The organism is Achromobacter sp. 10T422 (genome assembly GCF_056394065.1).
In genome coordinates this window covers 575,503-597,646 of record NZ_JBFTHD010000005.1, presented here as the reverse complement: position 1 = coordinate 597,646, position 22,144 = coordinate 575,503, and the positions used below count along the sequence as shown (strand labels likewise).

Annotated in this window: 21 protein-coding genes and 2 riboswitches; of the genes, 6 read left to right on the top strand and 15 right to left on the bottom strand. The window is 64.7% G+C overall.

What is annotated here, in order from left to right:
- Positions 1-113: 113 nt before the first annotated feature.
- Positions 114-932, top strand: a complete 819-nt coding sequence (locus tag AC1DB0_RS16320) for a hypothetical protein (protein ID WP_175171285.1) — start codon at positions 114-116, stop codon at positions 930-932.
- A 58-nt stretch (positions 933-990) separates the two neighbouring features.
- Here the strand turns inward: AC1DB0_RS16320 and AC1DB0_RS16315 are convergent, their stop codons facing one another.
- From AC1DB0_RS16315 to AC1DB0_RS16260, 12 genes are all read right to left on the bottom strand, one after another.
- The gene (locus AC1DB0_RS16315) at positions 991-1,647 is read right to left on the bottom strand and encodes a methionine ABC transporter permease (RefSeq protein ID WP_054422080.1); all 657 of its coding nucleotides are present in this window, start codon (positions 1,645-1,647) and stop codon (positions 991-993) included.
- Positions 1,628-2,734: a methionine ABC transporter ATP-binding protein gene (locus tag AC1DB0_RS16310; protein WP_346550529.1), complete on the bottom strand. Its 1,107-nt coding sequence runs from the start codon at positions 2,732-2,734 to the stop codon at positions 1,628-1,630. Before AC1DB0_RS16310 ends, AC1DB0_RS16315 begins: the two co-directional genes overlap by 20 nt.
- Before the next feature lie 13 nt (positions 2,735-2,747).
- A complete protein-coding gene (locus AC1DB0_RS16305) occupies positions 2,748-3,509 on the bottom strand; it encodes a MetQ/NlpA family ABC transporter substrate-binding protein (protein ID WP_054422429.1) in 762 nt (253 codons plus the stop codon).
- 337 nt (positions 3,510-3,846) lie between these two features.
- Positions 3,847-4,272 (bottom strand): CopD family protein, encoded by a 426-nt coding sequence (locus AC1DB0_RS16300; RefSeq protein ID WP_476757295.1) that lies wholly within the window; start codon positions 4,270-4,272, stop codon positions 3,847-3,849.
- 118 nt (positions 4,273-4,390) lie between these two features.
- Complete coding sequence (locus AC1DB0_RS16295) at positions 4,391-5,194, bottom strand: DUF2242 domain-containing protein (protein ID WP_245636279.1); 804 nt, start codon at positions 5,192-5,194, stop codon at positions 4,391-4,393.
- Positions 5,195-5,456: 262 nt separating this feature from the next.
- Positions 5,457-6,434, bottom strand: a complete 978-nt coding sequence (locus AC1DB0_RS16290; protein ID WP_054422084.1) for an ABC transporter ATP-binding protein — start codon at positions 6,432-6,434, stop codon at positions 5,457-5,459.
- Positions 6,431-7,486, bottom strand: coding sequence for an ABC transporter ATP-binding protein (locus AC1DB0_RS16285; protein ID WP_181953174.1), 1,056 nt, complete (start codon positions 7,484-7,486; stop codon positions 6,431-6,433). Before AC1DB0_RS16285 ends, AC1DB0_RS16290 begins: the two co-directional genes overlap by 4 nt.
- A complete protein-coding gene (locus AC1DB0_RS16280) occupies positions 7,483-8,379 on the bottom strand; it encodes an ABC transporter permease (protein WP_476757294.1) in 897 nt (298 codons plus the stop codon). Before AC1DB0_RS16280 ends, AC1DB0_RS16285 begins: the two co-directional genes overlap by 4 nt.
- 1 nt (position 8,380) lies before the next feature.
- Complete coding sequence (locus AC1DB0_RS16275; RefSeq protein WP_054422086.1) at positions 8,381-9,334, bottom strand: ABC transporter permease; 954 nt, start codon at positions 9,332-9,334, stop codon at positions 8,381-8,383.
- Positions 9,335-9,403: 69 nt separating this feature from the next.
- Positions 9,404-11,071, bottom strand: coding sequence for an ABC transporter substrate-binding protein (locus tag AC1DB0_RS16270; protein WP_476758703.1), 1,668 nt, complete (start codon positions 11,069-11,071; stop codon positions 9,404-9,406).
- 460 nt (positions 11,072-11,531) lie between these two features.
- The gene (locus AC1DB0_RS16265; RefSeq protein ID WP_054422088.1) at positions 11,532-12,803 is read right to left on the bottom strand and encodes a Zn-dependent hydrolase; all 1,272 of its coding nucleotides are present in this window, start codon (positions 12,801-12,803) and stop codon (positions 11,532-11,534) included.
- 90 nt (positions 12,804-12,893) lie between these two features.
- Positions 12,894-14,249 carry a spinster family MFS transporter gene (locus tag AC1DB0_RS16260; RefSeq protein WP_054422089.1) on the bottom strand — a complete coding sequence of 452 codons (1,356 nt, stop codon included), beginning with the start codon at positions 14,247-14,249 and terminating at the stop codon, positions 12,894-12,896.
- 94 nt (positions 14,250-14,343) lie between these two features.
- Between AC1DB0_RS16260 and AC1DB0_RS16255 the strand changes: the two genes are divergently transcribed.
- The 4 genes from AC1DB0_RS16255 to AC1DB0_RS16240 are packed head-to-tail and all read left to right on the top strand — an operon-like array spanning position 14,344 to position 17,710.
- Positions 14,344-15,327, top strand: coding sequence for an AraC-like ligand-binding domain-containing protein (locus tag AC1DB0_RS16255; RefSeq protein ID WP_054422090.1), 984 nt, complete (start codon positions 14,344-14,346; stop codon positions 15,325-15,327).
- Between the two features lie 18 nt (positions 15,328-15,345).
- Positions 15,346-15,597, top strand: coding sequence for a hypothetical protein (locus AC1DB0_RS16250; protein ID WP_476757292.1), 252 nt, complete (start codon positions 15,346-15,348; stop codon positions 15,595-15,597).
- A gap of 2 nt (positions 15,598-15,599) precedes the next feature.
- Positions 15,600-16,697: an NAD/NADP octopine/nopaline dehydrogenase family protein gene (locus AC1DB0_RS16245; protein WP_476757291.1), complete on the top strand. Its 1,098-nt coding sequence runs from the start codon at positions 15,600-15,602 to the stop codon at positions 16,695-16,697.
- The gene (locus tag AC1DB0_RS16240) at positions 16,691-17,710 is read left to right on the top strand and encodes a 3-hydroxybutyryl-CoA dehydrogenase (protein WP_476757290.1); all 1,020 of its coding nucleotides are present in this window, start codon (positions 16,691-16,693) and stop codon (positions 17,708-17,710) included. Before AC1DB0_RS16245 ends, AC1DB0_RS16240 begins: the two co-directional genes overlap by 7 nt.
- 59 nt (positions 17,711-17,769) lie before the next feature.
- Here the strand turns inward: AC1DB0_RS16240 and ampC are convergent, their stop codons facing one another.
- The gene (gene ampC, locus AC1DB0_RS16235) at positions 17,770-18,915 is read right to left on the bottom strand and encodes a class C beta-lactamase (RefSeq protein ID WP_476757310.1); all 1,146 of its coding nucleotides are present in this window, start codon (positions 18,913-18,915) and stop codon (positions 17,770-17,772) included.
- A gap of 121 nt (positions 18,916-19,036) precedes the next feature.
- Positions 19,037-19,127, top strand: a riboswitch (glycine riboswitch).
- Positions 19,128-19,227: riboswitch (glycine riboswitch) on the top strand. It abuts the riboswitch before it with no gap.
- A gap of 40 nt (positions 19,228-19,267) precedes the next feature.
- On the opposite strand from ampC, the gene AC1DB0_RS16230 reads away from it, so the two are divergent.
- Positions 19,268-20,497 (top strand): D-amino acid dehydrogenase, encoded by a 1,230-nt coding sequence (locus AC1DB0_RS16230; RefSeq protein WP_054422094.1) that lies wholly within the window; start codon positions 19,268-19,270, stop codon positions 20,495-20,497.
- A gap of 143 nt (positions 20,498-20,640) precedes the next feature.
- Here AC1DB0_RS16230 and AC1DB0_RS16225 read toward each other — a convergent pair whose 3' ends face one another.
- Both AC1DB0_RS16225 and AC1DB0_RS16220 read right to left on the bottom strand, forming a co-directional pair.
- Positions 20,641-21,228 carry an SMI1/KNR4 family protein gene (locus AC1DB0_RS16225; protein WP_175171297.1) on the bottom strand — a complete coding sequence of 196 codons (588 nt, stop codon included), beginning with the start codon at positions 21,226-21,228 and terminating at the stop codon, positions 20,641-20,643.
- Between the two features lie 39 nt (positions 21,229-21,267).
- Positions 21,268-21,843: a M23 family metallopeptidase gene (locus AC1DB0_RS16220; RefSeq protein WP_441371554.1), complete on the bottom strand. Its 576-nt coding sequence runs from the start codon at positions 21,841-21,843 to the stop codon at positions 21,268-21,270.
- Positions 21,844-22,144 lie beyond the last annotated feature (301 nt).

The window sequence follows — 22,144 nt, the reverse complement described above, 5'->3', positions numbered from 1 at the left end:
AAGGCATCCCGCCCTTGCAAGAAATTGCACGGTCCCGGCGCGGCCCGCAGGCGTTGACGGGTGCAGATCCACTCGTTACATTGCAAAGCAATGTCCCCAATTTTTGGTGCGCCATGACGTCGCAGGAATCGTCCCCGGAGTGCTCCCCGCGGCCGCCGAAGGGCCGGCCACGACGCCTGCGCATCGCCGTCGCGGTGGGCCTGGTGGTGCTGATATGCGCCGCGGTGACCGGGCTGAGCCAAATGCGCGACCGCGAACAGGAACGCGTGGCGACCGGCGAAATCCGCAAGGTGGCCGACACGCTCAACCTGATGGTCAGCGGCGCCGAAAGCGAATCCGGCGAACTGCCGTCCATCGACCCCACACCCAAGGCCACCGGCTTCTACGGCGAGATGGAGCGCGCCTTCAAGACCATTGCCAGCGAACGCCTTGCGCAGCACAAAGCCTATGTGCAAGAGCTCAAAACCATCGGCATGCCCCGCCTGCTGGATGCGCATCGCTTGGCGCAGGACGCCGGTCTGATCGAAAGCCGCATGATTCTGGAACAGGCCGAACGGCTGGTGCCGAAGTACCGGCAGCAAAGCCTGCAAGTGTTGAACAACATGCCCACACTGATCCGTTCGCTGGCCATCCGCGAACCGGAAAAGCAGAAGATGCTGCACACGCTCGATACGTCGCTGGCGCAACGCAACGAAAGCCTGGAGCAAGTCTGGCGCCTTGAAACGCGCATCCTGCAAGAGTTCGGCAAGATGATCACGCTGCTGGATGACAACCGCCAATACTGGTACGCCGACCACGACGAACTGATGTTTGTGCGCGATGCTGACCTGACGCGGTTCCATCAGCATCAGGCCGCGATTGGCAAGATGGCGACGGAGCAGGAACAGCTGGGCAAGCGGCAGTTGGCGAACGTGTTTTCGGCGTTGCGCTAGGCGCGGCCGCCATCGCCCTGCCTGCTGCCGCGCGCGCTTGGGGCTCATCCGCCCCGCCCTACCGCTTGTGGTCCGCCCGGCGTGACAACCATTCGCCGGTGAACTGCACGATCGACACCAGCGCGATCAGAATCACGATCACTTCAAACATCACGCGCGTTTCATAGCGTTCGTAGCCGTAGCGGATGGCCAGATCGCCCAGGCCGCCCGCCCCCACCGCGCCCGCCATCGCCGACGCGTTGATCATGGCGATGACGCTGACCGTCATGCCGCCGATGATGCCGGGCAAGGCCTCGGGCAGCAGCACATGGCGCACAATGTGCCAGCGCCGGCACCCCATGGCGCGCGCCGCTTCCACCAGCCCATGGTCCACATCATTCAGGCTGACCTGCGCAATGCGGGCAAAGAACGGCACCAGGTTGGCCGACAGCGGCACAATGGCCGCCCACGTGCCCAACGTGGTGCCCACCAGAAAGCGGGTGAACGGCAGCATGGCCACCAGCAAAATGATGAACGGGATGGCGCGGAACGTGTTCACCGTGATGGACAGCGCCTTGTTGAAGCGCGGCTTGGGATACAGGTTGCCGGGCGCGGTCACCGTCAGCACCACCGCCAGCGCCAGGCCGGACACGATTGCGATGACGGCGGACACGCTCACCATCGCCAGAGTCTGCAAGAACGCTTGCAGGTATTTATCAAGCATCGGCAGCGACATAACCCAGCACCTTGATCTGATCGGCCACTAGCGCGGCGCGCGCGGCCTCTTCCTGTAATGCGCCTGCTGGCACGGAAACCAGCAAGCTGCCCTGTGCGTGGCCGCTCAAGCGGTCCAGGCCGCCATGCAACAGCGTGGCGCCCGGCCCCATCGCGGCCAAGGCTTGCAATGACACGCCCTCCGGCCTGCCCTGCCCCGTGAAGCGCAGCCGCAAGATGGCGACGCCATCGCGGCCTTGCAGATCGGGCACCAGGCGCGCCGCCAGGTCCGCCGGCAGCTCATGCTGCAAGGGGCGCAGCAAGGCGCGCGTGGCATCCGCTTGCGGGTTGCCGAACACGCGCCAGACGTCGCCCAGCTCAACCTTGCGGCCGCCGTCCAGCACCAGCACCCGATGGCAAACCTCGCGGATCACCGCCATGTCGTGCGTGATCAGCACCACCGTCAGCCCCAGCTTGCGGTTGATGTCTTGCAATAGCGCCAGAATCGATTGCGTGGTCTCGGGGTCGAGCGCCGATGTGGCTTCATCGCACAGCAGGATTTCGGGTTCATGCACCAGCGCACGCGCAATCCCCACGCGCTGCTTCTGCCCGCCCGACAGCTTGGACGGATACACGTCGGCCTTGTCGCGCAGGCCCACCATGTCCAGCAAGGCCTCAACGCGCGCCCGCGCGGCGGCGGGTTTCACACCAGCCACACGCAAGGGCAGCGCAACGTTTTCAGCCACGGTCTTGGCGGACAGCAGATTGAAATGCTGGAAGATCATGCCGATGCGGCGGCGCAGGCCCACCAGCGCATCTTCATCCAGCTGGCCCACGTCCACGCCATCCACCTGCACGCGGCCCGCGGACGGGCGTTCAAGCATGTTGATGGAACGCAGCAGCGTGGACTTGCCCGCGCCGCTGCGCCCGATAATGCCAAACACCTCGCCGCGCGCCACCGAGAACGACACGTCGGCCAACGCCGTCACCACGCCTTGCGCGCTGGGATAGCGCTTCTGCAATCCGTCAAAGACGATGTGCGCGTCAGACGCAGCAGGGTCCCCGGCCGCCCGAGACGGCGCGGGTTGGGAAAATTCGTGTTGCATCATGGCCTTGCCCGGCTTAGAAAACCGGGATCACCGAGCCTTCGTACTTGCTCAGAATGAACTGGCGAACTTCCTCGGAGTGGTACGCCTTCACCAGCTCGGGCACCCACGGCGCGTTCTTGTCTTTTTCGCGCACGGCAATGATGTTCACGTAGGGATTGTTTTCTTTCTTCTCCACGGCAATGCCGTCACGCGTGGCGATCAGGCCGGCCTGGTACGCAAAGCTGTTGACGATGGCGGCGGTATCCACATCCGGCAACGAACGCGCCAGCACGACCGATGCACTTTCCACGAAGTTCAGTTTCTTGGGGTTGGACGTGACGTCCGCCAGCGTCGCCGTGCCTGTTGCCGGGTCAAAGCCGTCTTTCAAGGTAATCAAACCCTGATCGCGCAGGATGACCAGCGCGCGGGTCTGGTTGCTGGGGTCGTTCGGAATGCCCACCTTGGCGCCGTCCGGCAGCGCTTTCAGCGACTTGTATTTCTTGGAGTAGAAGGCGATGGGCGAGATCAGCGTGTTCGCCACCGGCACGATCTTGTAGCCGCGCTGCTTGATCTGGTCGTTCAAAAAGGGAATGTGCTGGAAGGCGTTGGCCTCCAGGTCACCGTTGTTCAGCGCCTCGTTGGGGCTGGCGGTGCCGGTAATGATCACGGGTTCCACAGCCAGGCCGTTCTTCTTGGCGACTTGCGTCACCACTTCCCAGATTTGCTCGTCCACGCCGCCACGCACGCCCACTTTCAGCGGCTTGGGGTCGGCCGAAAAGGCCGGGCCATGGAACATCGCCGCCGACGCCAGCACCGCGCCCACCAGCGCTTTCAGAAAGACGCGCGTGCGATTGACGCTTGGCGATGCGCCTTGCTCGGACGCCGCAGCTAGAAAACGGGTAGTCATGATGGAATCGCCTCTAAGTCAATGCAGTTATGAGAGAGACGATTCTAGGGAGGGCCCTGGCGGGCACGAACGAATACTTCGTTGAGTCCTTATTACAGGGATCTTTGGATATGGCCGGGCGGCATAAGCGATGCGCCCGGCCATGGCGCGCGGACGGTTGGCGCGTAGTTCAGGTCAGGTCAGGTCAGGTCTGGTCTGGTCTGGTCTGGTCTGGTCTGGTCGAAGCCTAGAACGGCTTGACCACCACCAGCGTCACGATGACTGCGCATGCGATGACGGTGAACGGCGCATACAGGTCGATCATCGGCGGGCGCTTCAGATTGCCCTTCACCATGCGGCGCAAGGCTGCGCTCTGGATGCCCAGCAACGCCGACAACGCCAGCGCGAAACCCAGCTTGACCCAGATCCAGTTCATGGCGAACCAGCCGAAAGTCATGGCCAGGTGCAGGCCGATCAGCCACGTGATGACCATGGCCGGGGTCGTGACCCACAGCGTCCAGCGCCGCAGCGCGCCAAGCATCTTGCGTTCTTTGGGCGCCTCGTCACCGTCATGCGGTTGCGACGACAAGAGGAACAGCGAGACGAACAGCGAGCCGACGATCCACGCAACGACGGCCGCCACGTGGGCCATTTTCAATAGTTGATAAGTCATGGCCCGCATTATCGCCGGATGCTCGGAGCCGGCAAGCGGCGCGCTGAACGCCCGTTTGCGTCAGCGCAAACCGGACGCGGCGATCAGGTGCAGGTGGCGGGCATATCGGAAGTGACGGTCAGTTGCCGGTGGCAGGGGCACCCGCCGCTGCCGGCGTCGAAACGGCAGGCGTCGTGGACGTGGCCGCCGGGGTCGTCGTCGGGGTGGTGGTCGTCGGCGAGGGGGCTGCCGTCGGCGCCGCAGGGGTCGTGGCCGTCGTACCGGACTCCGCGTTGCCTGCCGTGGACGGCGGCGTGGCATGCGGCGCTTCGGCTGCCGGCGTGGCCTTGTCCGGCGCGGCTTCCGTGGCCTTTGCTGCCCCAGGGGCCGGAGACGGACCGTTCGCCGCAGCCGGGTTCAAGGTGTCGGCCGGCGCATCTGGCGACACCACCGGATCGGCTGGAACCAGCGGTTTGGATTGCGAGGCGCGGGCGCGGCTGGGCGTCGGCACATGCGGCGCGGCGGCGGCTTCGGCATCCGGCAGGAAGCGCTGCAACAGCTGGAAGAAGCCTTCGTAGAACTTGGGCCGCGACACGGTCTGGCTGGCCGTCTTCACCAGCGAATCGTCGCTGGAGCCAAACGGCATCGACACCTGGCCCAGCACGCTCACGCCCACGCTGGCCGAACTGGTGGTGCGCTTGATGGAATAGCGATCCTGCACGGCATTGGCGAACACGGTGGCGCGCTGGTTGGCGCTGCCGTCCGAGGCGCAATCGATATTGAAATTGATCTGCGTGTGCAGCCCGTCTTCGCCCTGGAAGTTCTTGTGGCCCGACACACGCGCCGGATCGAAGCGGTCGATGTTGTAGCCCTGGCTCAGCAAGGCGCGGCGGCCCGCGTCGCAGGCCGTGTTGCTGGCGGTGGGAAAGGTGCGGGAAAACACGTCGTTCTGCGCGAAGTCTTCTCTTTCGTATGCCGCTTTGGGGGACGCGCAGCCCGCCAAAATTGCCGAAACGCAGACGAGCAGGGGAACAGACAAACGACGGGTAACGCAGGGCATGAGGGGTCCAGCTGTTGGCGTAAAGGGGGCATTATCGGCCACGAAGGGGGAATCTGGCGAATGGCCCACTACCGGCCGTGATGGGTTGAAACAGGTTTAACGGGGCCAGGGTGCGCCGCACTGCTCCGCCCCTATTTTAGAATTCCTACGCCACCCTTACGCAGCGCACCTCATGCCCCGCCGCCACCGGCACGATGTCAGGCACCTTCGCCAGGCATTGCGCTTCTGCCAGACTGCAACGCGGCGCAAACGAACACCCCGGCGGTAACGCGGCCAGGTCGGGCGGGGAACCTGGAATGGTTTCAAGCCGTTGCCCTTTTTGCATGGCGCCGTGCGCGCGGCCCTTCAACAGCGCCAGCGTGTACGGATGGCGCGGTGCGCGCAACAGGTCGGCCATGCTGCCCTGCTCCACAATGCGCCCGCCATACATCACGGCCACGCGGTCCGCAATTTCGGCGGCGGCGCCGATGTCATGGGTCACGAACACAATGGCCAGCCCCAGTTCGCGTTGCAGCTCGCGCAGCAACAGCAGAATCTGAATCTGCACCGTGGCGTCCAGCGCGGTGGTGGGCTCGTCGGCCAGCAACACCTTCGGATTGCAGGACAGCGCCAGCGCAATCATGGCGCGTTGGCGCATGCCGCCCGACATCTCATGCGGATACGCTTGCAGCCGGCGCTCGGGGCTGGGAATGCGCACGCGTTCGAACAATGACAGCGCCCGCGCGCGCGCCTCGGCGGCGCTCTTGCCGGTATGCCGGCGCACCATTTCCTCGATCTGGCGGCCCACGGTATAGACCGGGTCCAGCGCCAACAGCGGCTCCTGAAACACCATTGACACCACCGGGCCGCGCATGGCGGCCAGCTCGCGCGCATTCATCGCCAATACGTCGCGGCCATCCACCACCATTTCACCGCTGATGCGCGTGCGGCGCGGCGGGTGCAAGCGCATCAGCGCGCGCAGGGTCACGCTCTTGCCGGAGCCAGACTCACCGATCAGCGCCACCGCTTCGCCCCGCCCCACTTCCAGGTTCACGCCGTTCAAGGCATGCACGGTCTTGGCGCCCGCCTGAAACGCCACTTCCAGATTACGGATGCTGACCAAGGGGGATGTTGTCGCGGTCATGTCAGCGCTCCTGATGCGGCATAGCCGGAATCGGGTTGATGAATCAGGCAGCGCACGGCGTGGCCGTCTAGCTGTGTCATGGCGGGCGCCTCTGCCGCACAGGCCGCGCGCGCCAACGCGCAACGCGTATGGAAACGGCAACCCGAGGGCGGATCAATGGGGTTGGGCGGGTCGCCCGACAAGGGCGCCGATTCCGTGCGCTGCCCGGGTTCCATCGACGGCATCGAACGCAGCAGCGCCTGCGTGTAGGGATGACGGGGCGCATCAAACACCTGGTCCACCGGCCCCAGCTCTACGACTTCGCCCAGGTACATCACCATGACGCGGTCAGAGATGTACCGCACCACGTTCAGATCATGGCTGATGAACATATACGTCAGCCCGAAATCGTCTTTCAGGTCCAGCAGCAGGTTCAGCACCTGCGCTTCGACGGACTTGTCCAGCGCGGACACTGCCTCATCCAGAATCACCAGCCGCGGGTGCAAGGCCAGCGCGCGCGCGATGTTCACGCGCTGACGCTGGCCGCCCGACAGTTCATGCGGATAGCGGCCGGCAAAGCGTTGCGCGTCCAGCCCCACGCGGCCCAGCAGCCCGCGCGCAACCGCAATGGCGTCGCGCTTGGCGCTGCCATGCACCAGCGGGCCGAACGCCACCGAGTCCTCGATGGTCATGCGCGGGTTCAGCGACGAATAACTATCCTGAAACACCATCTGCGTCTGCCGCCGGAATTCGCGCAGCGCCAGCGCGCGCGACCCCACGGCCATGCCGTCAAACACCAGCTCGCCATGATCCTGCTTGATCAGCTGCATGACCAGCCGCGCGGTGGTCGACTTGCCGCAACCGGATTCGCCCACCACGCCCAGCGTTTCGCCTTTCTTCACATCGAAGTCCACGCCGTCCACCGCGCGCACGGCGTTGCCGCCCCGGCCGCGCGACAGCGGGTCACGCTTCAACGGAAAGTGTTTGATCAAACCGCGCACGCTCAGCAATGGCTGTGCGGGGCCGCCTACGTCTTCGTGCGTGACACGCACGGCGTCGATGACAGCGTTCATTCCTTGACCTCCATGGCCGAGCGCAGTCCGTCGGACAGCAGGTTGAAGGACATCGACGTGATGAAGATCATCACGCCCGGCAACGCCGCCACCCAAGGCTGCGTGTAGATGGCGGTGCGCAAGGTGTTCAGCATCAAGCCCCATTCCGGTTCAGGCGGACGCACGCCCAAGCCCAGGAACGACAGGCCCGACGCCAGAATCATCGACACCGAAATGAGGCTTGTGGAATACACGAAAATCGGCCCCAGCACGTTGGACAGCACATGCGCGCGTACGATCGTGAACGGCGATGCGCCCGATGCGCGCGCCGCGTCCACATAATCGCTGCGCCGCACTTGCGTGGTGACGCTTTCGGCCACGCGCACAATCTGCGGCACGAACACGATGGTCAGCGACAGGATGGCGTTGAAGATGCCCGCGCCCAACGTGCCTGACAGCGCAATGGCCAGCAGCACCGACGGAAACGCATAGAACACGTCCACCACCCGCATGATCAGCGTGCTGGTCCAGCCGCCCGCATAGCCCGCCAGGATGCCGATGGCGCTGCCCACGACGAACGCGGCAATCACCGGCACGATGCCCATGAACAGCGACAGGCGCGCGCCCAGCATCAGGCGGGACAGCATGTCGCGGCCCAGCTCGTCGGCGCCCAGCGGGTAGCCTTCGGTGCCGATGGGCCGCAGGCGTTTCAACATCGACGCCTGGAACGGATCGGCCGGCGTGATCCACGGCGCCAGGATGGCGATGATGATCAGCGCCAGGATGACGCCGCCCGCGGTCAGCGCCAGCGGGTCGCGCCGCAACCGGCGCAACACATTGGACCAATAGCCCGGCGACCGCGCCACGGAGGCCGTGACGGCCGCCGCGGTCAGGCTGGCAACGGAATCCGTCATATCAGCTCCTTTCGATACGAGGGTCGAACAGCCCTTGCAGGATGTCGACCGCCAGGTTCAGGATCACGAAGAACAACGCCAGCACCAGAATCGTTCCCTGCAACAAGGGCAGGTCGCGCTGGAAGATGGCGGCGTTGAGCAGGAAGCCCGTGCCGGGCCACGAGAACACCGTTTCGATCAGGATGGAGCCGCCCAGCAGATAGCCCAGTTGCAGGCCCATCACGGCCAGGGCCGTGGGCGCGCAATTCTTGACGACATGCAGGAACACGCCCAGGTCGGTCAGCCCGCGCGCGCGCAAACCCACCACAAATTCCTGCGACAGCGTCTCGGCCACCAGCGCGCGCACGGTGCGCGCGATGATGCCCATCGGAATCACCGACATCGTCACGGCCGGCAGAATCATGTGGCGAAAATGCGCCCAGTCCGCCGTCCATTCACCGGACCCGCCCGGCCCTGCCCCCGTGGGCGGCAGCCACATCAGCTGCGTGGAAAAGAGGATGACCAGCACCATGCCCAGCCAGTAGTGCGGCACGCTGACGCCAATGACCGACACGAAGGACGCCACGCGGTCCATCACCGAATTGCGGTAATAGCCGCCCACGAACCCCAGGAATGCGCCCACGATGAAACCCAGCAGCGTGGCCAGACACGCCAGCCGCAAGGTGTTGCCCACGGCTTTGAAGACCTCGGCGGCCACGGGGCGGCCGGTGGCAATCGACGTGCCCAGATCGCCATGCAACGCACGCCACAGCCAGCCGGCAAATTGCTCCACCAGCGGGCGGTCAAAACCATAGAGCTGCATCAGCTGCCGTTGCAGGTCGGCGGACGCGTCAGGCGGAAGAATGGAGACCAGCGGATCGCCGGGCGCCAGATGAATCAGCAGAAAGCAGAGCAGCGCGACCCCCACCATGATGGGCAGGGCGTACGCGATGCGCCGGATAAGGTAAGACAGCATAGGCGTCACCGGCTAGGGCGCTGGACGCCGCGCGCTCAAGGTGGCGCGCGGCGTCCAGCGCGTTCAAGATCAATCCATCGACATCGTGGCGATATCGATGAACCAGCTCTTGGGCTGCACCACGCCCTTGACCTTCGGCGAGATCGCGCGCGGGCCGACGTCATGCGCAATCCAGACGAACGGCGCTTCTTCCACCACGCGCGCATGCAACTTGGCCAGGGCCGCGTCGCGCTCGGCGGGTGCGAAGGTGGTGCGCGCATCCTTGATCAAGCCGTCGATCTCGGCGTTGCCGAAGTAGCCCCAGTTGTTGGAGGCCGGCGGAAAGGTCTTGGTGCTGACAAAGCGCACGATGGCAAAGAACGGGTCCATCGCCGCGAAGCTGACGTTGATGGCGTCGCTGCCGTTGGCCGACGGGTCCTTGGCGCCCTTGCGCCAGTTGGTGAACAGCGTGTTCCACTCGACCACGTCAAAGCTCACGTCGAAATAGCAGTCTTTCAGGTTCTGCTGCACGAACTCGTTCATGGGCAAAGGCTGCATCTGGCCGGAGCCGGACGCGGATGTCTGCACCTTCACCTTCACCGGCTTGGCCTTGGAGAAGCCGGCTTCCGTCATCAGCTTGCGTGCGGCGTCCGGGTCGTACTTGATGTCGAACTTGGGGTTGCCCCACCACGGATGGCCCGGCGGCACCGTCCCCTTGGGCTCGGCCATCATGCCGCCCAGCAGCTGCTTGAGTTCACCGCGGTTCACGCAAAGGTTGGCGGCTTGCCGCACGCGCGCATCCAGCCACGGCGAGCCTTCCTTGAACGACAACTGCCACGGCCACACGTGCGGCTGCTCGTTGGAATAGATGATGAAGCCGCGGCCCTTGATCGTGTCGAACGCGTCGGGCGCGGGCGCTTCAATCCAGTCCACCTGCCCGGACATCAGCGCCGCCGTGCGCGAGTTGGCTTCCGGCAGGGGCAGCATCACCACGCGGTCGATCTTTGGCCGGCGCTTTTCATCCCAGTACTGATCGTTCTTGACGACTTCCAAGCGCTCGCGCGGCACGAACTTGGCCATCTTGAAGGGGCCGGTGCCGGACGCGTCAGCCGCAAACGCGGCCCATGCCTTCTGCGAACGCTCGGCGGCATCGGTCACCGACGCGGGCACTTCCGCCAGCTTCTTGTTCCAGTGCGCGGGCGACGCCATGTACAGATTGGTCAGGTTGATCGGCAGGAAGGAATCCGGCTCGGTGGTGATCAGTTCCACCGTCAAGTCGTCGATCTTTTTCGCTGACTTCAACGTCGGCATGCGCGAGGCCGTGACGCCCACCTGGCTGGCGTCGAACTGCGGGGCGCTCTTGTCCAGCACCTTGCCCACGTTCCACACCACGGCATCCGCATTGAAGTCAGAGCCGTCGTGGAACTTCACGCCGGGGCGCAGCTTGAACACCCACTTTGTCTTGTCCGCCGCGTCCACCTCCCACGACACGGCAAGGTCCGGGATCAACACGCTGGGGCCGTCCTTCTGCGACAAGTCCCATTGCGTCAGGCCGTCGTACATCGGAATGCCGGTGAAGCGATTTCCCTCGAACCCCTGGTCTGGCTGACCCAGCGTGCGGGGGATGTCTCCGGCGGTCATGCCAATGCGCAGGACCTTTTCGGCGTGCGCCGATCCGGGGGCAATAACGGCGGCGCCGGCCGCCGTCAGCGCGAGCRCGGCGGCGAGGGATTTGATGCGGAAACTCCGTGTCTGCATTGTGGTTCTCCAATGTCTTGCATGGCGAGGAGCCGGATGAAGGAACCAACCCCGAACGCGCATTCCCCGCGAGGGTGCCGTGCGCGTGAACAGAGTTAGTACACAGAATTTGTATAAGCAATTTCTGTGCCATTTTGAGAACATCGCAGTGGTGTCAGGGATAGTCCCGAGCGGCCAGGCCAGGCCAGGCCCGGCCCGCCGCGGCGCGAGGCACGTCACACGCGCGGGCGTAGGCAGCCACGCGGGCAGAGGGCTATCGACAGGGAAACCAGCATGCGGCGCAGGCAAGCCGACGTCACAGAGAAGGCAGGCAGCGGGCCCGTGCAGGGCACCCAGCAGCCACCTAAAACACCTAAAAGAGCACCTAAAAGAGCACCTAAAAGAGCACCTAAAAGAGCACCTAAAAGGCACCAACGCAGCGCCGCGTGCGCCGCCTTGGTGCACCCTGCACGTCAACGCATCACGCGATGCCCGCTTGCGCCAGCATGGCGCGCAGCAGGACGTTGCATCCTGCTTCCAGGTGATCGGGGCGAGCGTCCTCGATTTCGTTGTGGCTGATGCCGTCCTTGCACGGCACGAAGATCATCGCGGTGGGCGCTACGCGAGCCACATACACGGCGTCGTGCCCCGCCCCGCTGACCACATCCATGGCCGACAAGGACAAGTCGCGCGCGCCGTCCCGCACCGACTGCACCAGCGCGGGGGCAAACGGTTGCGGCGCGAAGTACACCACCTGCTCGACGTCCGCCTTCACGCCCCGGTTGCCGGCCGCCGCCTGCACCGCCGCGCGCAAGGCGGCGTCCATGGCGGACAGCGTCACATCATCTGCCGCGCGCAGGTCCACCGTCAGGCGCACACGGCCGGGGATGACGTTGCGCGAATTGGGAAACACATCCATCCAGCCCACCGTGCCGCGCGCATCGGGCGCATGCGCCAACGCAATCTGGTTCACGGCCAGCACCAATTCCGAGGCAGCCAACAAGGCGTCGCGGCGCAGTGGCATCGGCGTGGGGCCGGCATGCGCTTCGACGCCCGTCAGCACCACGTCGTACCAGCGCTGCCCCAGCGCGCCGGTCACGACGCCGATCACGGTATCGGCCGCTTCCAGCACCGGGCCTTGCTCGATGTGCGCTTCGAAATAGGCGCCCACTTCGTTCGGGTTGGACGGCGGCACGGCGGTCTTGCCGTCGTAGCCGATGGCGGTCAAGGCATCCTGCACGCTGACGCCCTCGCGGTCTTCTTGCGACAACGCATGCTCCAACGTGAACGCACCGGCGTACACGCCCGAGCCCATCATCACCGGCACAAAGCGCGACCCCTCTTCGTTGGTCCACACGGCCAGCTCCAGCGGCGCTTCGGTCTGGATGTTCTCGTCGTTCAGCGTGCGCAACACTTCGAGGCCTGCCAGCACGCCGTAGTTGCCGTCAAACTTGCCGCCGGTGGGCTGGGTGTCGATGTGGCTGCCGGTCATGATGGCGGGCAAATCGTTGTTGCGGCCCGCACGGCGCGCGAAGATATTACCGATGGCATCCACGCGCACTTCACAGCCGGCCTCGCGCACCCAGCGCACGAACAGATCGCGGCCCTGGCGGTCAAGCTCGGTCAGCGCCAGCCGGCACACGCCGCCTTTTTCCGTGCCGCCGATCGCGGCCAGATCCATCAAGGACTGCCACAACCGTGCGCCATCCACGCGCAGGTCGGCCAGCGTTTCAGGTGCGGGGGCAAGGCTCATGGGGACTCCTGGTGACAAGTCGGCCGCGACACCTCGCGGCAATGGTTCGCCCGATTCTGCGCTGTGTACCAGCCCGATGCAAACGCCGGCCTACAAGGGATTCCCCTCACCCTCCTCGCGCGTCAGGCTCTGCCGATAGCTTCTGCAACCCGCCGCCAGCAGCACCACACACAGCACCGTCGCCCCGGCGATCAACAGCGAAAGCGACTGCCCCACCGCACCGGGATTCTTGAACAAACGGTCAGTCAACAAGGCCACCGCCGTCGTGCCCAGCCCCAGCCCGATCAGGTTCGATATCAGCAGGAACAGCGCCGACACCTGCGCGCGAATCTGATTCGGCGGCAGGATCTGCATCGCTGCGGTAGACGTGGGCATGGGAAACGACGCAAAGAACATCGCGGGCAGCAAGAGCGCCACCGACACGCCCACGCTGTCCACCTGTGTGAACGCCACCGCCGGCAACGCCATGCCCACGGCGCCGATCACGCCTGCGCGCAGCGGCGCATCGCGATAGCCGCGCTTGGCCAGCGCATCCATCAGCCAGCCGCCGCAGAACACGCCCGCGGTGTTGGCCACCAGCACCACCACGCCCAGCATGTACCCCACGTCCACGGGCGACATGCCGAACTTGCGCATGTAGAAGGCGGGCGTCCAGCCCAGCAGCGCAAACAGCACCATGGCGTAAAACGAAAAGCCCAGGTAGTGGCAAAAGAAGGTGCGGCGGTGGCGGCCCAGGAAACGGAAGGTGTCGCGGATGGTTGGTTTTTTTGCCTGGCCATCGGCGCTGCGGCGCAGGCCCAGCCGTTGCGGGTCACGCACCGTCAACAGAATCAGCAATGCCACCAGCAAGCCCGGCAGCCCCACGATGAAGAACGTCACCTGCCAGGGCCGCATCGCGCCTATCCACGGCACCACCACGCTGTCCACGCTCTTGAGCAGATTGATGACATAGCCGCCTATCAAAAACGCCATGCCGCCGCCGATGAACGAGCCGATCGAATAGATGCCCACGGCGCGGCCCAGCTTGTCGCGCGGAAACATGTCGCTAAGCATGGAATAGGTGGCGGGCGACAGCGCGGCCTCGCCCACGCCCACGCCAATGCGCGCCAGGAACATGTGCGCAAAGTTGCGCGACAGGCCACACGCGGCCGTCGCCAGGCTCCAGAACGCCACGCCTATCGCGATGATCTTCGGGCGCGAATAGCGGTCGGCCAGCAAGGCGATGGGGATGCCCATCACGGCGTAGAACAAGGAAAACGCCAAGCCGTGCAACAGGCTGAACTGCGTGTCTGACAGCTGAAGATCGTGCTTGATCGGTTCGATCATCAGCGCCAGGATCTGTCTGTCGACGAAGGAAAATATGTACGCTAGCATGCATATCACGACGACGTACCACTCGTAGGCGTAGCTTCGTTTCGTCACTTGCGGCAGCGTGGCGTCAGTCATTTTTTTCCCTGGTAGTTGTCCGTCTTTTGTAGGTCTTTGCGCAGCCAGGCTCTATACGCCGGACGCAACGACTGTTCCCACCGCGCAGGAAAGCATGTTCAACGACACCTATCCGCTGAACCGCCATTGCTTGCTGAACTCGGGCAACGCCGCCGAGGTCAAGGATCAGGTCAGCCAACACCTGTGGTCGCATCGCATGTGCGTCGCCCAGGGAAAACCCTTGCAGTCGCGTCTGTACGGCGTGTTCTTCGGCAACGCGGCGCTGTTCGATCTGCACTACGGCGCCGAAGTTGAAATTGACGCGGGCGACATCGCCAGCTACTACCTGATCCGCATCACGCTGCAAGGCTCGGGCCTTGTCACGCTGGGCAAGCGCAGCGCGTTGATGCAGGCGGGCAGCCTGACGATTTCGTCGCCATCCGAGCCCAGCGTGATCAGCATCGGCCGCGACTGCCGCAACCTGATCCTGCGTGTCGAACGCCAGGCGCTTGAGCACCAACTGCAACGCCTGCTTGACCGCCCCATCAAGCAGGCGCTGGTGTTTGATCTTGAAGTGGATGCCGACGCGCCGGGCCTGGCCGCCGTGCGCGAAACGCTGGACTATCTTTGCCGGCTGTACCAGCACCCCGCCATCGACGGCGTCACGCAGACGCTGGCAGCAGGGTTTTCCGATTACTTGCTGGCCTTGCTGCTGACCCAACTGCCTCATAACTATTCCGAGTCGCTGCGCGCCCAGCGCGGCCAGCCCCTGCCGCAGCATGTGCGGCGCGCGCGGGAATACATCGAGCACCATCTTGACGAGGCCATCTCGCTGGCGGATCTGGCCGCGCATTGCGGCGTATCGATCCGCACCTTGCAGAACGGATTCACCCAGTTCTTGAAGCAAAGCCCCAGCGACTATGTGCGCAACCAACGCCTGACGCTGGTGCATGCGGCGCTGGAAGCGGCGCGCGCGGGCGACAACGTCACCGACATTCTGCTGCGCCACGGCGTCACCAGCTTCGGGCATTTCGCAACCCATTACCGCAAGCGTTACGGCTGCCTGCCGTCGGATACCTTGCGCCAGCACAGGCCCTAGGCGTCAGCGCTGGCGGCCTTGGCTGCGCTGTCGGCCCTGGCTGCGCTGTCGGCCTTGGCTGCGCTGTCGGCCCTGGTTGCGCTGACCGGCCTGCGTGGCTCGGCTTGCGCGGCCCGGCCTGCGCGGCTCGGCCTGCGCGGCTCGGCCTGCGCGGCCCAGCCTGCGCGGCCCGACCATTCCCTTGCCGGATTGGAATGGCGCTTGCGCGTTTGGCGCAGCGCCGCGTGGCGCTCCGCCGCTAGGATCAAGGCTCCATCGAAGGAGCTTTGATCATGCGAATCAGCGTAATAGGCGGCGGCCACGGCTGCTACGCGGCGGCGGCCGAACTGGCGGAACGGGGGCACGAGGTGCGCTGGTGGCGCCGCGACACTGCCGCGTTCCAAGGCTTGCGAGACGCGGGCGCGCTGACCGTCACCGACTATCGCGGCACGCGCCAAGTACCGCTGGGCAAGGGGCCAGGCCAACTGGAACTAAGCGCCTCGCTGCCCGACGCAGTGGCCGACGCGCAAGTGCTTGTCGTCCCCCTGCCTTCAACCACGCACGACGCGCTGGCGCCGGCATTGGCGCCGCTGTTGCAAGACGGGCAAGTGGTGTTCCTGCCGCCCGGCACATTCGGCAGCTACGTCTTTGCGCGCGCCCAGAAAGACGCCGGCAACACCGCGCGCGTGGCCTATGCAGAAACCGGCACCCTGCCCTATCTGGCCCGCAAGCACGGGAACACGGTCGTGATCAGCGGCTACGCCACGCGGCTGCCCACGGGCGTGTTCCCCAGCCGCTTGTCGGACGAAGCGTTGGCGCGGTTGAAGCAGGCTTACCCCAGCATCGAACCCATTGAAGACGGCCTGTCCGGCGCGTTGATGAACGCTGGCCCCATCATCCACCCGCCACTCATCATGATGAACGCCGGGCCGTTGGAACACTTCGACAAATGGGACATCCACAACGAAGGCACGCAAGCGTCCATCCGCCGCGTGACTGACGCGCTGGACGCCGAACGCATCGCCATCCGTGTCGCGCTGGGCTACGCCGCGCCGCACTTCCCGCTGGCCGACCATTACGCCAGCGAGGGCGACGAATGGATGTACGGCCGCGGCGCGCACGGCAAGCTCACAGACAGCGGCGACTGGCGGGAAACCATCAACCTGCACACGCATCGCTACATGCTGGAAGACACGCGGCTGGGCCTGTCTTTCCTGGTGTCGATGGGACGTTGGGCAGGCGTGCCAACCCCGGTTGCACAGGGGCTGCTAAGCGTTGCCAGCGCCATCACCGGCCGCGACCTGTACGCCGAAGGCCGCACGCTGGAACGCCTGGGGTTGGACCGCCTGTCGCGCCGCGGCATGGCCGAGCTGCTGGCGCAAGGATGCTGAACATGGACGACAGAATCTGCGTGGTCGGCGCGGGCCGCATGGGCGAAGGCATTGCGTTGTCGTATGTGCACGCGGGGCGGGACGTGACGCTGATCGACATCAAGCCCCGCAGCGCGACCGAGCAAACCGAGCACGACGCACGCGTGCTGGCCAACCTGCAACGCGAACTGGCCACGATGACGCGGCTGGGCCTGCTGGATGCCGCCCAAGCTGACCTTGCCATGCGCCGCGTGCGCCTGTGCGGGCGCGATAGCGCGGCGGCTGACCTGTATGCGGCACGCATCGTCTTCGAAGCCGTGCCCGAACGGCTGGACGCCAAGCGCGATGCCTTCCTGTGGCTTGCGCAAGCCTGCGCGCCCCACACCGTCATCGCGTCCACCACATCCACCTTTCTGGTGACCGAACTGGCGGAACTCGTGGCAGGCCCGGAACGATTCCTGAACGCGCATTGGTTGAACCCCGCGCATCTGATCCCGCTGGTCGAAGTGAGCCGTGGCCCGAAGACCAGCAACGACGCGCTGCAACGCCTGCTGAACGTCTTGCGGCAAGCCGGCAAGGTGCCCGTGCAATGCGCCCCTGCCGCGGGCTACATCGTGCCGCGCATTCAGGCCTTGGCGATGAACGAAGCCGCCCGCATGGTCGATGAAGGCGTGGCCAGCGCCGAAGACATCGACACCGCCGTGCGGCTGGGTTTCGGCCTGCGCTTCTCGGTGCTGGGCCTGCTGGAATTCATCGATTGGGGCGGCGGCGACATCCTGTACTACGCCTCGCGCTATCTGTCCGCCGAAATCGGCCCGCGCTTCGCCGCGCCGGATGTCATCGCCCGCAACATGGAACAAGGGCGTAACGGGCTGCGCGATGGCCAGGGCTTTTACGACTACGCCGGGGTGGACGTGGATGCCTACAAGCTGGAACGCCTGGGCGAATTGTGCAAACGGCTGGAGCTGATGGGACTGCTGCCGCGCTTTGATGCGGCGAAGGCTGCCGCCGGTTCGAACCGGACCAGCGGTTAGCGGTTGGCGATTGGCGGATCGCAGTTCGCGGTTCGCGGGTCGCAGGTCGCAGACAGCGCTTAGCGGATCAATTCCTCCAGAATCTGATACGCCAGCCGCACACGCGCTTCGTTCGGATAGTTCTTGTTGGCCAGGATCACCACCCCGACCTTCCTGGCCGGCACGAACGCCACGTAACCGCCGAAACCGTTGGTCGACCCCGTCTTGTTGATCCACACATCATCGCGCGGCGCGGACGGCGGCGCGAGCGCGGTGACCGGGTGGCTCTGGCTGTTCAGCGTCCCCGCGTTGGCCGCCAGCAGCGCGTCCAGCGTGGCGGGATACGCCAATTGCTCCCACGCCAAGTCTTGCGTCATGTCGCCCACGCGGTAGTACCCGACATGCGTCTGGCGAATCGCGCGATGAATGGCATCATTGCCCGCGGCGTTCATGTTCGCATCCACAAAGCGGATCAAGTCACGCGCGCTCGTCTTCACGCCATACGCCTCGGCCGCCAGCACGCCCGGGTTCACGCGCACGGGCGCATCCTGCTTGTTGTAGCCCTGCGCATAATCGCCCATCTTCGCCGCCGGCACGTCGATGTAGGTGTGCGACAAGCCCAGCAACGGAAACAGCGTCTTTTCCATGGCCTGCGTGAACGGCTGATCCAGGCTTTTGGCCGCCACCACGCCCAACATGCCGATGCTGGGATTCGCATAAGTCCGGTAGGTGCCTGCGGCGTACTGCGGGGTCCAGGCTTTCAAGTAATCCATCAACTGCGCGTCATTGCACACCGCGTCCGGCACCTGCAACGGAAAGCCGCCACCCGTGTGCGTACCCAGATGAATCAGGTTCAGTTTGGCGAATGCCGAGCCCTGCAACGCGGGAACGAAACGCGCCGGGCTATCGCCCAGCGACAGCTTGCCCAGCGCTTCTGCGTAGGTGGCCAAGGTCGCCGTGTAGGTCTTGCTGATCGAACCCACTTCAAACAACGTGTCGGGGCTGACCTTCGCCTTTGTCTGACGCGACGCCACGCCGTACTGGTGAAATTCGTGGCGGCCGTCGCGGGTAATGGCAATCACCAGGCCCGGCACGTCGTGTTCCTGCATCAGCGCCTGCGCTGCGGCATCGATCTTTTGGTCGGTCGCAGAGGGCGCCGCCATCGCGGGCGGCACAGACGCCATCGATGAAAAAACGGCCAATGCCAACAACATCGTGCGTCGCATCGCGGGAAAGCTCATTCTTTTCGTCCTATTTTTATCAGACAGCTACGCGCGCCGCCGGCAACATAGTACTAACCCTGAATCAAATGCGACAGAAACTTGGCTATTCTCTACTCCGTCGTTTTAAAACCGCGTAGAAGAGACTGGCCCTTGCGGCCAGCGCCGACGGAGCAACCGCCCCGGAAACTCTCAGGCAACAGGACTGCGCGAGTCTAGACAATCTGGAGAGAGGCGCCGTGCGCGCCCACCGAAGGGGAACCCGCCGCCGTCAGCGCTGCGGGTGAAGCTCTCAGGTACAGAGACAGATGGGGTGCTGCGGCCTAGATGGGCCGCTGCCACACCGTCTGGAGCCATCATGCCCCGCATCGCCATCATTGGCGCCGGTATCACCGGCGTCACGTCCGCCTATGCCTTGTCCAAACTGGGTTACGACGTCACCGTCTACGACCGCCAGCGCTACCCCGCCATGGAAACGTCCTACGCCAACGGCGGGCAGCTATCGGCCAGCAACGCCGAAGTCTGGAACAGCACCGCCACCATCCTGAAAGGATTGCGCTGGATGTTGCGCAAGAACGCCCCGCTGCTGCTCAACCCCAAGTTCAGCTGGCACAAGTATTCGTGGCTGGCGCAGTTCATGGCGCAAATCCCGAACTACCGCGACAACACCATCGCCACCACCCGCCTGGCCATCGAAGCGCGCCAACACTTGTTCGACATGGCCGATGCAGAAGGCATTGATTTCGACCTGGAACGCCGGGGCATCCTGCACATCTATCACGACGCCGCTAGTTTCGACACCGCGCGCCGTTCGAATGCATTGCTGGAAGCGGGCGGGCTTGAACGCTACGCAGTGTCCAGCAGCGAAGCGCGAGACATCGAACCCACCCTGCAAACCGGTTGCTACGGCGGCTTCTACACGCCATCCGACGCCACCGGCGACATCCACAAATTCACGCGCGGCCTGGCCGCCGCCTGCGAACGCCGGGGCGTCACCTTCGTGCAAGACGCCGACATCGACAACATCAGCCGCGACAGCCGGCCGTACGTGCTCGACATCCTGCGCAACGGCGGCACACAACGCGAGCAACACGAAGCCCACGCCATCGTCGTCTGCGCGGGCGCCGCCAGCCGCAAATTCGCCCAGCAACTGGGTGATTCGCTGAACATCTATCCGGTCAAGGGCTATTCCATCAGCGTCCACCTGGACGACGCAGAAAGCCAGGCCGCCGCGCCGCGCGTCAGCCTGCTGGACGAAGCCGCAAAAATCGTCACCAGCCGCCTGGGCGACCGCTTCCGCGTGGCCGGCACGGCGGAATTCAACGGCTTCAACATGGACATCCGCGCCGAACGCGTCCAACCCCTGATCGACTGGACCCGCAAGCACTTCCCCAACGTGAAGACGTCCCGCGTGGTGCCCTGGTGCGGCCTGCGCCCCATGACCCCCAACATGATGCCGCGCGTCGGCCCCGGCAAACGGCCCGGCGTGTTCTACAACACCGGACACGGGCATTTGGGGTGGACGCTGTCGGCAGCAACGGCGCAGATGCTGGCGGCGAGCGTGGGGCGTGCGCTGCCGGTGGGGTGAGGAAGGGGGGATTGCGGTAAGCCGAGAAGCGCAGAGGACAAGATCGTTGCGCTTCGCACGATGGGCCCGCGGAAGGCATTTCACCTTCTGCGGGTTTCAACGCGTTAGCCGCGCCGGGTCAATTCGTGCACGGGCAAAAAGCCTTACCCCTGCAAGGTCTCGAAAAACGATTCAGCCTCATCACCATTCCCAAGCACCTTGGCAGCTTCACGAATCGCCGCCTCCCGATACTTCGGCTTAAGTTCCCAATCATCGTCCCGCAAGTCTTCATCGGCGTCATGAAACACGACGCCAATCGCAGCCGCTGCCGCCGCGAACGTCAGCAGGTCAGGCGCAAATTCATCGGCGGTCCAAGACCCCGCGCCATGGCGCGCGAACAGTATCTGTCCGGTTTGAGTCTCCAGAATGAACGGGTCGGCGTTCATATCTGCGATCACCAGCCATTCATCCCGCCAATCGGCTACGCGCTGGCCGTTTGACGCATCCCATCGATAACCGGCTTGCAGCGTCCACAGGCGATGCAGCGGCGGAAAACTGATTGCGGTCTCTGACAGCGTGATGCCCACCGGGCCGACGTTCTCGTGATAGGTCTCGCCCCAGGGGCCGATCTGCTCGTAGAAGTCAGCCAATGATTCAGGCAACGGAATATCGCCGGTCCATGCGCTGCGGGGTTGCGGGCGCAGTTCGCCGAACAGGGAAAATTGTTCTCGGATCTTGGGAATGGAAATCATGGCGGCAATGGGCAAATGCGGGAAGACGAATGCCGGGGATTATCGCCGCTCGGTAACGGTGCGAGAAACCGAAGGGGCCGCCATCAGTAAGTCATAGGGGTTGATTGCCCCGCCGTCATAAATTCCATAGTGCAAATGCGGCGGTGTGCCCTTGGCGTTGCCGGTATTGCCCACATACCCCAGCACATCGCCTGGCGCGACCAATTGTCCGCGCTGGATATCTGCATAGCCGTCCAGGTGCGCGTAGTAATGCCGCTGGCGGCCGGGCCCCAGCACCCACACCACTTGCCCGCCCAGATTGTTGGTGCCGACCTGCATGACGACGCCTTCCGTCGTGGACAGCACGGGCGTCCCGCGCGCCGCAAAGATGTCGATGCCTTCATGCCGCCGCCCGCCCGCACGCGCCGCGCCCCAGGTATCGGCCAGCCGCGCAGGCGTGACGCCCTGCACAGGAACCGGCAAAGCGGAAGGCGCTTCCTGCCATGCCAGCCGCGCCATATGCCACGGCGCGCGCGCGGCATCCGGCAGCCGCGGCCATGCCCAAACTGCCAGCGCGGCGCCTAAAGCCAGGACGACGACACGCCGAAGAAAACGCCATAGGGGGTGTGCATTCATGAAGGGTTCGACGCTTGCCGGACGGCGGGGTTCCCCGCCCAAGCGCAATGCGAAGTCGCTATGCGCCTGAGCCTAACTTCTGGTTTCCTACTTTTTCAGATAGCTCTTGTTGCCGGAGTCCGTCATGCAATAGCGGCCTCCACGCGGACCTGTGCAATAGGTTCCGCTCCGGCAACTGCAACCTGACGATGACGCACCGGGCGCAGCCGGTGGTGCCGGCATCAGACGTTGCATGCCCGATCCCCGCTCGGCTGAGCACGAACGCTTGGATGCGCTGACAGAACCGTCATTGCAAACGAAA